Raw genomic sequence first — 12,862 nt, 5'->3', positions numbered from 1 at the left:
GGTATAGCCAACAGCGGGAACAGCCTGCTCCCAGAACAGCCTTTGCCAAAAGGCCATGGCGCAAACCTATGCCCCTAGGACAGTTGCTCTACCGGCCCAGAAAGAGCGTATTACGCCATACCGAGATGATAAGATACCTCAGTGTTTTTCAGTTCGGTTGTCCCTCACCCCAGAACGTATTCATGGCCGTTTCCCCTCGTTTTTTGCGTCACACCCTAGGCCGTTGGGCCGTCGCTGCACTATCTGTGGCCCTAGTTGGGGGGGCGTCTGGGGCGGCTTTGGCTCAGACTAATGGTGCTGATCCTGTGCGACCGTTGAACCAGGCTAGCAGCGCTCTGAGCATTGCCAGCGGCACTCAGCTAATGAGTGAGGCTAACGCTGCGATCGCTGACCAAAACTACTCCCTAGCCGAAGAAAAGCTGATTCAGGCGAGAGAGAGCTTCAATCAACTCTCGACCTACTACCAAGAACTGGCTCAAATGTTTGTGGGTATTGATACCCGGATCAATCGCAGCAATCGCGAAAAGGCTCTAGAGACAGCCCAGTTGCGCGATCAGGCCTCCTACCAACTGGCTCTCGTCTACCGAGCCCAAAATCAGCCCAACCAAGCGGTTCCCTTCTTAATGGAAATTTTGCGCAGCCAGCAACCGACCCGCGATCTGGGGCAGCGGGCCTATCAGCAGCTGTTTGAGCTAGGGTTTGTTGATGAACCCTACAGTGGTCGGGCTGCCACCACCCCGGTTGAACCGGCTACCCCTAGAGAATAACCCCCGTCAAGCCTTTATTCCTCGCGGTCACCCATAGCCAGATTTAATAGCTTGCCCCTGGCAAATGGGGGATACCCCTGGCAAGATGGTCATGGGGTACTCGACCCTCTAACCCATTCACCAGTGGAAAGCAACGACTCCATGATTACTCCCGATCAGGTTAGCACCATGATTAAGGCTGGCCTGCCTGATGCCAGCGTGCAAGTACAGGACTTAACCGGTGGCGGTGACCACTACCAGGTAGTAGTGGTGTCATCAGAGTTTAGTGGGCGCAGTCTGGTGCAGCAGCATCAGCTGGTTTACGGCGCGGTGCGCGAGGCCATGTCCTCCGAAGCCATCCATGCGCTAGCCTTGAAGACATACACTCCAGAAGACTGGGCTGCTCAAAGTGCCTCAGTTTAAGCCTTACTCTGCTTTGACCGTTTGTTTCGTTCTGCACAGGTATCGACGCTATGGATTCGGCAACTAAAGAAAGACTCGACCAGTTGGTTCAAAACAACACCATCATGGTGTTTATGAAGGGCAACAAGTTAATGCCCCAGTGCGGTTTCTCTAACAACGTGGTGCAAATTCTCAATGTCTTGGGCGCACCCTTTGAAACCGTTGACGTGCTAGCCGACCCAGATATTCGCCAGGGCATCAAAGAGTATTCCAATTGGCCCACAATTCCCCAGGTCTATATCAATGGCGAGTTTGTTGGCGGCTCTGACATTTTGATTGAGCTATACCAAAACGGCAAGCTGCAAGAAATGGTTGAGATTGCGCTGGCCTCCTAGACATGAGGGCTGTAAGATGCCAAGGGTTAGAGGTTAAAGGCTGCATCATAAGCCCTAACCCCTGGCATATAAAACCGCTCTAAGCCGTATAATTCGCCCCTAGGCCGAGCGATCGCAGCCCTCGGCGGTAGGCGATCGACGTTTTGTCGGCCCCAATGTGCGATTCTGCTGACAGGTCTAGGGGCAGATCTTCGGGATACTGAGCTTCGACCACTTCCTGGTCTTCGGCAAACACCTGATAGTTAAACTCATACACTGGCTCTAAGGGCTGGTCTTGGTCAAAGTTGCGGCAGATGGGTACAAATATTCGGGTCTTGCGGGCAGAGATTGGGCTAGCTGCATTGAGAATACACAGCCGCCCTGTTCCCGGAAAATGCACCGTCAACCGAGCCGTAAACGGTAAAAATACATCAAACACCCGCAGCCACTTAAAATCTGCCGGTGCCCGATCCTGCAATGCCTTGGGAAAGTTGCTCACGGTGCTGAGATACTCTGCCCGCAAGCCCTGCTCGGTGGGGGTCACCTCATAACGAGGCACTACCGGATTGTTGATATCGCCAAAGGTTGCGGTGTGCACCCAGGCAAAGTGGGCCACATCTAAAAATCCTTCGACTTGTCGCCCCGCCGCTGCCTCTATATCGACGGCATCGGGCAGAATTTGCTGATAGTTGGGGTCATTCCACTGGGGGAACTCGGGCAGCGTGCATTGGGTGCCGCCACTCAGAGTAGTCCATACTAGGCCGTAGGCTTCTTGAACCGGGTAGGTTTTGAGACAGAGCTTTTTAGGGATAGTAGCCTCGGGGTTAGCGGGCACCTTGACGCACTGGCCATCGGCCGCGTAGTGAAAGCCGTGGTACTTACAGACCAGATGGTCACCCTTCACCCAACCCATGCTGAGGGGAATACCCCGGTGTAAACAGATATCATTGGCCACCGAAAGACCAGCGTTAGTGCGCCAGATTACCAGTCGCTGGTCGAGTAGAGTCGCCGTGATCGGCTGATCGGTCACCTGATGGCTAAAGGCAACGGGGTACCAAAAGGGATAAAGTGCATCCCAGTCGGATTCAGCAAAGGTACATCCCCTCGGGTAAACCTGTTGGTGAGCCATGGCATTCTGTGGTGGTGCAAAACAGTGATGTCATAGCTACCAGACCCCTTGACCGCTTGTCTGATGTACAGGCTACAGCCGCGATCGCGGTCTCATACCGCATCCGAATTCCATACCCCCGATACCCAACCGGTCAGCCTGTAGGGACGTTGGCATAGCCTGGCCGGAAGGCCTTACGGCGGTTCGCCCAGGGGAATCGGGGGTAGCCAAGTAGGATTTAGTATTAGACCGCACGACCACTTAGGCCAGCCAACGGTGCCCCTAGTCTCTCATGTCCTCAGCCAGGGTTGTCAAAGTGTGGCCAGCCAAGACTAACTCGCCGTCATCGCTGAAGCAGGGGCTTCCTCACTCTCGGGAGCCACTTCTTCAAAGCGAATCACATCTTGGCGGGGGATAGCGTGGCTTACCCGCACCTGAAACTGTTCGCCTAGGGCCACGGCGCGGTTAAACCGCATGGCCAGTTCTAGGCCAAGGTCTTCGACCATGATCAGCCCTAGCCCCTCATCTTCGCGCAACCAGCGCAACAGCATCACCTCCCACACTCGGTCTTGATGGCGGCGCAGGTATTCTAAAGCCCAGTAACGCTTGGTTTGACGCTCGACCAGGGTGGCTTCGTAGGCCGCTGAGCTAGCGCCAATAGCCAATTCCGTCACCTCCGTAGACGAGAACGGCAGCGGCTCGCCCCGTAGGTGGGCTTTGAGCTGAAAGTGGGTGACCAGGTCGAGGTAGCGGCGAATGGGGGAGGTCACCTGGCTATAGCTCTCGAGGCCCAGGGTAGCGTGGCGACTGGGAATCACACCGACTTCACTGCGGGTCATGCAGCGCCGAATTGCCGAGTCGCGCACCCAGCCTATGGGTAACTGAATCAGCTCTTCGTCGGAGGGCAACTCGGGCTGGGGCTGGCTGCGAAAGGGAATGGCTAGGGCGTGGGTTTGGCCGTAGCGGGCGGCCACCTCTCCGGCCAAGATCATCATTTCGGCGACCATCTGTCGGGCCATAGAGTCGTTGAAGACTTCGATCACGATGTCGTCCTCGGCCTCAGACACCTTGATGCTCGACTCTGGCATGTTGATGCTGATGGCTCCCTGGGTGAGTCGCCATTGGCCCCGCACCTTGGCCCAGTGGGCTAGCCCCTGGAGTTCGGGCTCGGCAGTAATGCCTAGCTCCAGCATTTCATCGACATCGTCGTAGGTGAGGCGGTAGGTAGGGCGAATCAGGGTGGGATGGATTTGGTAGTCTTGAATGTCGCCGGTGGCGGTGAGGGTGATGCCAAAGCTGAGGGCACAGCAGGTTTGGCCCTGAATCAGGCTCATCGCCCCGGTAGCCAGCTCTAGGGGGAACATGGGAATCATGCCCGTGGGCAGGTAAACCGTAGTGCAGCGACGACGAGCTTCTAGGTCCAAATCATCCCCAGGCATTAGCCAGCGGGTGGGGTCGGCGATGTGCACCCACAGTCGTTGAGTGCCGTCTTCTAGAAGTTCTAAGCTCAGGCCGTCGTCAATTTCCTGGGTACTGGCATCGTCTACGGTGTAGGCCTTGAGGTGGGTGAGGTCTACCCGGTGGCTATCGGGGTCGGGCGGCGGAGACTGGAGACGCTGCTGCGCCATAGTAAGGATCTCCTCAGAAAAGTGACTGGGAATTTGGCTACGTCTCAGGGCCAGATTTTCGTGCACCGTCCATAATCCCAGTGTCACTAGGGTATCAAATGCACCCGCTGTTGTCGGGGCGCTACCGATCGCATTTAAAATTTCTACGGCCTGGGCGCGCTGGCTCGACTCATCGCCCAATAGAGCTAGCCGCTCAAGGATTTCGAGGCGGGGGCGATCGCTTTTGTCCCAGTCTACGACTTCACCGGCTAAGCCCTGGCGAGCTTTGGTGATGAATGACTCCCACTCGTGCTGACGCTGGGCCTCTCGCTCAATTTGCAGCCGCAGTTCGTCAACCTGAGAGGCGGCGCGGGGTTCGTAGCGATCGCCCTTTTGCTTGAAGAAAATTTTGTCTTCCACCAGCAGGCGGTGGGCGGCGTAGCAGAAGGTCGGGCTTTGGTCAGAAAACAATAGCTGCGCCAAAGCAGCCGGGTCGGCAGATTCCCCGGCTTCGGTTAGAAACTCCCAGGCAATCTCTAGGCTGGAAGGATCGATATAGTCACTGGCCTCGGCCACAAAGGCGGCGAGATCAGCCGGCTTATAGGTGCTGCCGCTGACCTCATAGGTGAGGTCGCGGGGATGGAGGGTGTGGGCTTGACCCCGCTCGTCGATCACCACCCAGTTTTTTTTGCCCTCGGGACGATCGACTACCCCTAGGCGGGGCTGTCCCTGGTGCTTAAATTCGACTAGCGTTCCTTTTTCAATCAAGCCAACACCCTAGCGATCGCCATCCCTAGCCTAGCCTAGCCTTCCCCATTCACATAGGGCAGCAGGGCGATAATCCGCGCCCGCTTGATGGCAGTGGTGAGTGCCCGCTGTTGTTTAGCGGTCAAGCCAGTGATGCGGCGGGGCAAAATTTTGCCGCGCTCGGTGATGAACTTACGAAGCAGATCGACATCTTTGTAGTCGATGGGGTCTTCGGGCTTGATTGGAGATACTCGACGACGGAAATAGGCCATGGGTACTTACTTGATTTCTTTGTGAATGGTGTGCTTGTTGCAGTGGGTGCAGAACTTTTTCAGTTCAATGCGGTTGGTCGTGTTACGACGGTTCTTTTGGGTGGTGTAACGAGATACACCGTTGGAGCGCTTGTCCGGGTTAGTTCGGCACTCGGTGCACTCTAGGGTGATGACGAGGCGGACGCCTTTAGCCATGACTGTTTACCTGAAAATAGGGCGGGCAAAAATAATACACAGTCTTTCATTATTTCATAGGCTGCTCAGATCTGCCAAATTTGATTTCTTGAGACCGGGAACACAGGGCTGGGTGGGCATTGCCCACCGATAGACTCGGCAGGATGGCTAGAGGTGGGGCCTGCGGCGCACAACTGGGGGCAAAAGCCAGATCTGCTGCCGGGGCCATTTCGCTGGCCCCAGACCCCCATCGAGAAGGGCGTTCCGCCGCCCTTCACCCTTCACCCTTCACCCTTCACTCCCTACTCTCTACTCACCTTCTGCTCCACCCCAAACCCCACCAGCGTCAGGGTATCCATGGTTTCGCCTTCGGTGGGGCGTTTGTAGTTGAGGATGCGGCGAATGCGGGTGGTGGGGTTGACGAGCAAAATAGAGTCGACGGAGACCACGCGGGTGTAGGGGGTGGTCATCAGCAGTTCGCGGGTGCTCTGGTCGTAGGTAAAGGTAGAGATTAGGGGGCGATCCTCTTCGTAGGCGCGATCGCGCAGATAGTCGCCGCTGAGCACGGTGCCTTCCTGACGCTGGGGCACAAATAGCGCTCGCAGTTCTTGAGATACCTCTTCGCCTTTGTCAGACACGGTGTGGAAGGCGAGCTGGAAACCTGGCAGGGCGTCAGTGTTGTCGACGTCGCCATAGCCGTTGTCAGCCAGCACCTTGCGGCGCAGCTCGGGGGTGATGGCATCGACGCGAAAATCGGTATGCGATCGCTCTACCTCTTGTTGGGCAATGTAATGGTAGGTGCGTTCGATCGACCAGTGACCGATGCAACAGTCAAAAAAGTAGGTGATATCGGCTAAATCCATAGCGTTAGCCCTAGAGTACGTGCGGTAATTCTTACGGTACCAGGGTTTGCCAATGGCCTGAACAACCCGCGCGCTCTTGGATGGCAGCGATTGAGTATTAATGCTTACAGAATCTTCTGAAGGACTGCGTAGGATAAGCGGCAAGTGAGCCAAATGCCTCCTTTGGGTTATTGCCGGTCGCAGACCTGCCCACTATGATAAAAATGCTTGAGTTAAGAAATGCAACAATCCTGCCCTGTGGATTGACTAATTTCGCTACGTGCCCGTTCGTTTGGATGGTTGACTATGCCCTTCTCCGCTGACACCGCCCGCATTTTGGCTGAGCCCCTCGTGCAGGCTTTTTTTCAAGAAACTGCTGGAGACTGGCGATCGGAGCGTCGCTACTACACCCTTAAAAGTGGCGAAACTCAGAATGTTGTTAGCCGAATTACTATCGAGTTTTTGCCTGCGGGTGCAGACCCGCTGCTAGAGCTGGCTGAGTTGCACCAGCTAGATCCCTCAAAGCCGTTAGTCTGTGGCACTACAGTCGCCTGGGAAAGTGACTATGTGGGCACTGGCAAGAAGCCAGTGGTGGGCAGCACTATTTTTGGGGTGCGGGGAACGACGCTCTATCGCGATCGCGGATTTGCCACTCCTAAGCCGGTCACAGCCCAATATCACTTCAATGACAACCGAACTCTGGTGCTCAAAACCCAGTACAACGACTCCAGCTTCGAAGAAGAACTGCGGCTGATTGGCCAGCGCTACCGCACCCGTCAGACCGTCATCTCTCGCGCTGGAGAAGAGATCATGATTGGTCAGTACTTGGAAACCAGGATTTAGGGGGGCAATTCCTCCTCTTGGCTTTGAGTCTAGGACTGTCGAGTCCTAGGCTCAAAACCGAAATCATCTGAAGGCGAATGTCGCTGAAATGAACTAGAGCCAACCCTTGAAATCGCCGAAAGCATTGGTCTGCCGTCGGGTGGGCACTGCTCACCAGCCTTGATTCGGTGACATTCCTCATCAATCACGCCACCCTAGGATAGCTGTATCCAAAATTTACAGTTTGTTTACTGCCGTGCCTCTAGCACCACAGGGCTGACTAGCCCCCAATGGGGGTTGCCTTCGCCAGTGGTCAGGCTAACCCAGCCCAGGCCTTCACTGGTGCCAGCCCAGATCTTATTGCCAGTGTTAGGGGAAAGCGACAAAATTCGGCTGGAGGGCAGGGTTGGCACTTGACCGAGCAGTTCGCCGCTGTCGGGTTTGATCTTAAACAGGCCGGTGGTGGTTCCCACCCAGAGGTTGCCAGCCCGATCAAATTCGGTGGTCTGAATGCTTCTGCCCCGCATGGTGCCGACCGATCGCACTAGCTCGGCCCGCACGGGGTCTACCACCAGCAGGCCGCTGGCGGTGCCAACCCAAAGATTGCCGCGCGGGCCTAGGGTGAGAGACTGCACCGCGCCCCCCGGCAAGTTGCTGACTTCGCGGATGGGGAAGGCGCTGGCGGTATTGATCTGCACTAGGCCATTGAGGGTACCGACCCAGAGATGATTGTTGCCGTCGAGGGCTAGGGCGTTGGCACTGACGCCGGGCAGCCGTTGCACGGTGGTCATCAGCAGACCGCGATCGGGGCTGATCATGACTAAACCGCGATCGGTGCCGGTCCACAGAAAGCCACGACTATCGATGAGGAGAGACAGCACCCGGTTGGAGGGCAGCTGAAAATTCTGAGCCGTAATCACGTTGGTGCGTGGGTCAACCCGCACCAGACCGTCAAAGGTGCCCACCCAAATGCGCCCGACTCGGTCTTGGGCCAGGGCTTCAAGGGTACGGCTCGGCAGGCTGACCCGCTGTAAGATTCGCCCTGTTTCAGGATTGATGCGCGACAGACCAGCCCAGGAACCGACCCAAAGGTCGCCGGTAAAGTCGGGTTGTAGGGCGGTGACGCGGTAGTCGTTAGTAACGGGTGCCTGGGCCAGGGTAGGCGCAGCCGCAACGTCCGCCGCAGAAAGGGTCGAGGACAGGGGTAGAGGGTAAAGCCCACCCGATGAAAACATGAGCGACGATAGAACGAGCAGGCTAAACATTACATCTCTCCCCACGGGTGGCGATGGTGGGCAATAGCCCAAATAGTTTGCCCTTCAAGGCTTTAGGGCATCTCAAGCGTTACAGTATATCGACAATTCCAGCGGGCGGAGCCTTCAGATAGAATTTGTTGCCCTGCATTCCTTGGGCCTATAACACGGCTGGCTTCAAGGAACTTGAGAAACCCACACCTTGATTCATCTTGATTCATAATCTTAAGTTATGAATATATACAGATCTTCCAAAACTAAACTTATCCAATCGCTGATAGTATGCTAAAGCATAAGGTAATGAAGGATACCTAAAGCGCTGTCAAAGTGGCCATTTTAGGGCTGTTTTGAGGGTTGCTTGGGTATTTTCTATCGTCTCAAATTGGCGTGGACTGACCGGGGCTTGGGCTGGACAAGGGCTTCCTAAGTTAAGGAAGCTTATTTGTGTGTGGCTGGGCTAGCAGGGGTTCGCTTGAGGGATTTCTTAGATTCACAGGAAAGGGAGATATGTCTTACTCTCAGACAACGACTCAATCAAAAGCTGGATATAGCGCCGGGGTTAAGGACTACAAACTGACCTATTACACTCCGGACTACACACCTAAAGATACGGACATTCTGGCCGCGTTCCGGATGACCCCTCAGCCTGGTGTGCCGCCCGAAGAGTGCGCCGCTGCTGTGGCCGCTGAATCGTCTACCGGTACCTGGACCACGGTGTGGACCGACCTCTTGACCGACATGGACCGGTACAAGGGTCGTTGCTACGACATCGAGCCCGTACCCGGCGAAGATAACCAGTACATCTGCTATGTGGCCTATCCCCTCGACCTGTTCGAGGAAGGCTCCGTGACCAACCTGCTGACCTCCTTGGTGGGCAACGTGTTTGGTTTCAAGGCGCTGCGTGCCCTGCGTCTCGAAGACCTGCGCATTCCCGTGGCCTACCTTAAGACCTTCCAAGGTCCTCCCCACGGTATCCAGGTTGAGCGCGATCGCCTTAACAAGTACGGTCGTCCCCTGCTGGGCTGTACCATTAAGCCCAAGCTCGGTCTGTCGGCGAAGAACTACGGCCGCGCCGTGTACGAGTGCCTGCGCGGTGGTCTCGACTTCACCAAAGACGACGAGAACATCAACTCTCAGCCCTTCCAGCGCTGGCGCGATCGCTTCCTGTTTGTCGCCGACGCTATCCACAAGTCTCAGGCTGAAACCGGCGAGATCAAGGGTCACTACCTGAACGTCACCGCCGCCACCTGCGAAGAGATGATCAAGCGGGCTGAGTACGCCAAAGAGCTGGGCATGCCCATCATCATGCACGACTTCTTGACTGGGGGCTTTACCGCCAACACCAGCTTGGCTCACTGGTGCCGCGACAACGGTGTGCTGCTGCACATTCACCGCGCCATGCACGCGGTGATCGACCGTCAGAAAAACCACGGTATCCACTTCCGCGTGCTGGCCAAGTGCCTGCGCATGTCTGGTGGTGACCACATCCACACCGGTACCGTTGTGGGCAAACTGGAAGGCGATCGCGCCGGTACTCTGGGCTTTGTTGACCTGCTGCGCGAAAACTACATCGAGCAAGACAAGTCTCGCGGTATCTACTTCACCCAAGATTGGGCCTCCATGGGCGGCGTCATGGCCGTAGCCTCCGGTGGTATCCACGTGTGGCACATGCCCGCACTGGTCGAAATCTTCGGCGACGACTCTGTGCTTCAGTTTGGTGGTGGTACTCTGGGTCACCCCTGGGGTAACGCGCCGGGTGCCGCCGCTAACCGCGTGGCTCTCGAAGCTTGCGTTCAGGCCCGTAACGAAGGCCGTGACCTGGCCCGTGAAGGTGGCGACATCATCCGCGAAGCTTGCAAGTGGTCGCCCGAACTGGCTGCTGCCTGCGAACTGTGGAAGGAAATCAAGTTCGAGTTCGACACCGTCGACACCATCTAAAACGACGGCTAGGTACTGCGGTACCTGCTTTAGGGCGGCGTAGGGCGAGTTGAGTAGTCCGGCGATCCGCAGGTTCTCGAAAATTCTTGGGAATGCTGCACAAGTTACCGAATCTTAAAACCATTCGGGCTTAGATCAGGGCTACCAACCGCCCGCTGGCGGGGTCTACATCAACCGTTCAAGAGACACCGATGGACCTTAAGCAATCGGCTAAAGACACCGCCAAGGTGCTCACTAGCTACCTGACGTTTCAGGCCGTGAAAACGGTGCTGAATCAGCTAAAGGAAACCAACCCTGCCCGCGCCTACTGGCTCAATGGGTTTTCGACGAAAGAAGCGCTTCAGGATGGCGAAGCCTACCTGAGTGCTCTACTCGCCGAAAGCCCAGACCTGGCCATTCGAGTGATGACTGTCCGGCAGCATATTGCAGAGGGTATCTGCGAATTTTTGCCTGAGATGGTGGTCACCAGTATCCAGCAGGCCAATATGGAACACCGCCGCCAACACCTGGAGCACATTACTCAGTTGGGAGATGCTGAACACGCTGTAGAGGCTGAACTGTCTGTAGAAGCTGACGTTCCGCGAGAATCTACTGCTGACGCTGACAACTCCCCGGAGTAGGCCCACCAGCACCAACCTGTCGTAGCGCATTTGTTTTGTTCACGGCTTTTGCCGATCTAGATTAGTTAACCCAGCGAGGAACTATGAAAACTCTGCCTAAAGAGCGTCGTTTTGAAACGATGTCCTACCTGCCCCCCCTGAGCGATGCTCAGATCGAGCGGCAAATCGCCTACATTCTCAAACAGGGCTATTTCCCTGCCGTTGAGTTTGACGAAGAGTCGAACCCCGAGACCTACTACTGGACCATGTGGAAGCTGCCTCTATTCAACGCCACCTCAACTCAAGAGGTGCTGGCTGAGGTGCAGGCCTGCCGCTCTGAGTACTCCAACTGCTACATTCGCGTAGTGGGCTTTGACAACGTCAAGCAGTGCCAGATCGCTAGCTTTATCGTGCACAAGCCCGGCGCTACCAGCAGCGGCTACCGCTACTAAGTCTTGCCTCTAAAGGGTTAGACAACGAGCCAAAGGGCGGCGAGGATTTCCTCGCCGCCCTTTGTGTTTGGGATTCTTTAAAGTGGGGTTATGCCTTTAACCCGGCTAATATAGCCGTAGCCAGTCCGGTTAAGACATTTCTCTTAAGAACGTTTGAACGTTCGAACGTTTCTAGGGTTTCTGGATGTCCTAACCCAAGTGACTATGGCTATACCATGGCGATCGCAGCGGCTTTTCTAGCGAGGAAGTCCTGTAATTACTGCCCAGCCGCAAAAACCTGATCGGTCGTCAGCCGCAAGTTGGGAAACCCTGGCAAAACTAGATTGTCTCCTTGCCGAAAAAGCTGGGTTTCGTAGACGCCATTAACCCAGTGGCAAATGGTAATCGTCGGCTGCTTAGGATTGCCGATATAACGTCGCCCGCCCAGGCCCAGGTGGTCTACAATCCAATATTCGCAGATGCCCATGGCCTCGTAGTCTTCATACTTGCGGGCGTAGTCATCGGGCCAGTTGGTGGAGACAACTTCCACTAAAAGCTTGATCGAACTGGCTGAGGTAATCACCGATTCTCGTTTCCAAAGTGGTTCTTGGGCCAGGGCGGCGGTATCCACCAGCAGCACATCCGGTTTATAGCCGCTTTGGTACCCTAAGGGCTGAACCAGCACCGTGTTGGGGATGAAATAGTCAAGGTTTTCTTGGTCTAGGAGAACATTAAACTTGCGGTTCAAGAGTCCTACCACCTGTTTCTCCTGCGGAGACGCTTCGCGAACATGTGCCCCGGTTGGCTGCATTTCTGCCACAACTCCATCGTGCAGCTCGTAGCGCCCGGTTTCTGGCAGCCAGGTCAAAAACTCCTGAAAGCTCATGTACGGCTGAGATAGCGCCTGAACCATTGGTTTATCCCCTAGGCGTCGGTTAAGAATGCCTGCGATCGCAAAAACTGGTGCTCAGCTTTGACCGCTTGCCTATTCCTGACCTGATTCTACAAGCTAGCCCTTAGCCTAGCGCTGGGTGCAGGCGGCCAGCAATTGTTGGTCTAGCTCAGAGATGGTCGCGATCGCATACATGCCCTCCAGCTGGGCGGGTCCGGCTCCCCCCGTCGCGCTGGCTACGGTCGCGTCTCTCACCACTGCCACCGAGTAGGGCGTTTCGCTCTGGTCGTAGGCGTCGGTGATCACCAAATCGAGGGCACCATGGGCCATGGTGCCGCGCACGCAATCAAAGGAAGAAGCGGGCTGATATACCGCTCCGCTCAAGCGACCTTCCCTGGCTTCAAACACAAAGTAAACTGCGCCAATGGTGTTGGCCTCGGGCGACTCACCGTAGAGGTAGGTGCCATCGGGCAACGCTGGAGTGCTACCCACCGCCCCCTGGCTAGCCAGGGCAGACAACGCGATCACCGCCGCCGTTGCCGTCGCCAATCTGCGAAGACCGGTCTGAATGCGATTGCCCCAGGAGGCCGGTGCTGCGATCGAGGCAGAAATAGGGAGAGAGTTGGCCATGGCAGGGATTTCACGCGACCTCATT

Annotated in this window: 15 protein-coding genes; 7 read left to right on the top strand and 8 right to left on the bottom strand. The window is 56.0% G+C overall.

What is annotated here, in order from left to right; all coding sequences use genetic code 11:
• Positions 1–182: 182 nt before the first annotated feature.
• The 3 genes from RRF56_RS11650 (at position 183) to grxD (ending at position 1,543) form a co-directional block, all read left to right on the top strand.
• A complete protein-coding gene (locus RRF56_RS11650; protein WP_317037809.1) occupies positions 183–767 on the top strand; it encodes a hypothetical protein in 585 nt (194 codons plus the stop codon).
• 141 nt (positions 768–908) lie between these two features.
• Complete coding sequence (locus tag RRF56_RS11645; RefSeq protein ID WP_317037808.1) at positions 909–1,169, top strand: BolA family transcriptional regulator; 261 nt, start codon at positions 909–911, stop codon at positions 1,167–1,169.
• Between the two features lie 50 nt (positions 1,170–1,219).
• The gene (gene grxD / locus RRF56_RS11640) at positions 1,220–1,543 is read left to right on the top strand and encodes a Grx4 family monothiol glutaredoxin (protein WP_017298740.1); all 324 of its coding nucleotides are present in this window, start codon (positions 1,220–1,222) and stop codon (positions 1,541–1,543) included.
• A 79-nt stretch (positions 1,544–1,622) separates the two neighbouring features.
• Here grxD and RRF56_RS11635 read toward each other — a convergent pair whose 3' ends face one another.
• The 5 genes from RRF56_RS11635 to RRF56_RS11615 all read right to left on the bottom strand — a co-directional run bounded on the left by RRF56_RS11635 (position 1,623) and on the right by RRF56_RS11615 (position 6,293).
• Positions 1,623–2,651 carry an aromatic ring-hydroxylating dioxygenase subunit alpha gene (locus tag RRF56_RS11635; RefSeq protein WP_317037807.1) on the bottom strand — a complete coding sequence of 343 codons (1,029 nt, stop codon included), beginning with the start codon at positions 2,649–2,651 and terminating at the stop codon, positions 1,623–1,625.
• Between the two features lie 311 nt (positions 2,652–2,962).
• A complete protein-coding gene (locus tag RRF56_RS11630; RefSeq protein WP_410510595.1) occupies positions 2,963–5,002 on the bottom strand; it encodes a ribonuclease catalytic domain-containing protein in 2,040 nt (679 codons plus the stop codon).
• Positions 5,003–5,040: 38 nt separating this feature from the next.
• Positions 5,041–5,256 (bottom strand): 30S ribosomal protein S18, encoded by a 216-nt coding sequence (gene rpsR, locus RRF56_RS11625; RefSeq protein ID WP_073610307.1) that lies wholly within the window; start codon positions 5,254–5,256, stop codon positions 5,041–5,043.
• Positions 5,257–5,262: 6 nt separating this feature from the next.
• Positions 5,263–5,451 carry a 50S ribosomal protein L33 gene (gene rpmG, locus RRF56_RS11620; RefSeq protein ID WP_017298241.1) on the bottom strand — a complete coding sequence of 63 codons (189 nt, stop codon included), beginning with the start codon at positions 5,449–5,451 and terminating at the stop codon, positions 5,263–5,265.
• Between the two features lie 281 nt (positions 5,452–5,732).
• Complete coding sequence (locus RRF56_RS11615; protein WP_317037805.1) at positions 5,733–6,293, bottom strand: phycobiliprotein lyase; 561 nt, start codon at positions 6,291–6,293, stop codon at positions 5,733–5,735.
• A gap of 285 nt (positions 6,294–6,578) precedes the next feature.
• On the opposite strand from RRF56_RS11615, the gene RRF56_RS11610 reads away from it, so the two are divergent.
• Entirely contained in the window at positions 6,579–7,115 is a 537-nt protein-coding gene (locus RRF56_RS11610) for a phycobiliprotein lyase (RefSeq protein ID WP_317037804.1), read from the top strand.
• Positions 7,116–7,342: 227 nt separating this feature from the next.
• Here the strand turns inward: RRF56_RS11610 and RRF56_RS11605 are convergent, their stop codons facing one another.
• The gene (locus tag RRF56_RS11605; protein WP_317037803.1) at positions 7,343–8,359 is read right to left on the bottom strand and encodes a two-component regulator propeller domain-containing protein; all 1,017 of its coding nucleotides are present in this window, start codon (positions 8,357–8,359) and stop codon (positions 7,343–7,345) included.
• A 495-nt stretch (positions 8,360–8,854) separates the two neighbouring features.
• Here RRF56_RS11605 and RRF56_RS11600 point away from each other — a divergent pair, with 495 nt between their 5' ends.
• The 3 genes from RRF56_RS11600 to RRF56_RS11590 all read left to right on the top strand — a co-directional run bounded on the left by RRF56_RS11600 (position 8,855) and on the right by RRF56_RS11590 (position 11,336).
• Entirely contained in the window at positions 8,855–10,285 is a 1,431-nt protein-coding gene (locus RRF56_RS11600) for a form I ribulose bisphosphate carboxylase large subunit (protein WP_317037802.1), read from the top strand.
• A gap of 191 nt (positions 10,286–10,476) precedes the next feature.
• Positions 10,477–10,905 (top strand): RuBisCO chaperone RbcX, encoded by a 429-nt coding sequence (gene rcbX / locus RRF56_RS11595; protein ID WP_317037801.1) that lies wholly within the window; start codon positions 10,477–10,479, stop codon positions 10,903–10,905.
• Between the two features lie 83 nt (positions 10,906–10,988).
• Entirely contained in the window at positions 10,989–11,336 is a 348-nt protein-coding gene (locus tag RRF56_RS11590) for a ribulose bisphosphate carboxylase small subunit (RefSeq protein ID WP_317037800.1), read from the top strand.
• A 256-nt stretch (positions 11,337–11,592) separates the two neighbouring features.
• Here the strand turns inward: RRF56_RS11590 and RRF56_RS11585 are convergent, their stop codons facing one another.
• Complete coding sequence (locus tag RRF56_RS11585; RefSeq protein ID WP_317037799.1) at positions 11,593–12,228, bottom strand: Uma2 family endonuclease; 636 nt, start codon at positions 12,226–12,228, stop codon at positions 11,593–11,595.
• A gap of 108 nt (positions 12,229–12,336) precedes the next feature.
• Entirely contained in the window at positions 12,337–12,837 is a 501-nt protein-coding gene (locus RRF56_RS11580) for a hypothetical protein (protein ID WP_317037798.1), read from the bottom strand.
• Positions 12,838–12,862 lie beyond the last annotated feature (25 nt).

The organism is Nodosilinea sp. E11, from assembly GCF_032813545.1.
In the GTDB taxonomy this organism is placed as follows: domain Bacteria; phylum Cyanobacteriota; class Cyanobacteriia; order Phormidesmidales; family Phormidesmidaceae; genus Nodosilinea.
The sequence above is the reverse complement of the archived record's forward strand: the minus strand, read 5'-3'. Positions and strand labels throughout refer to the sequence as shown.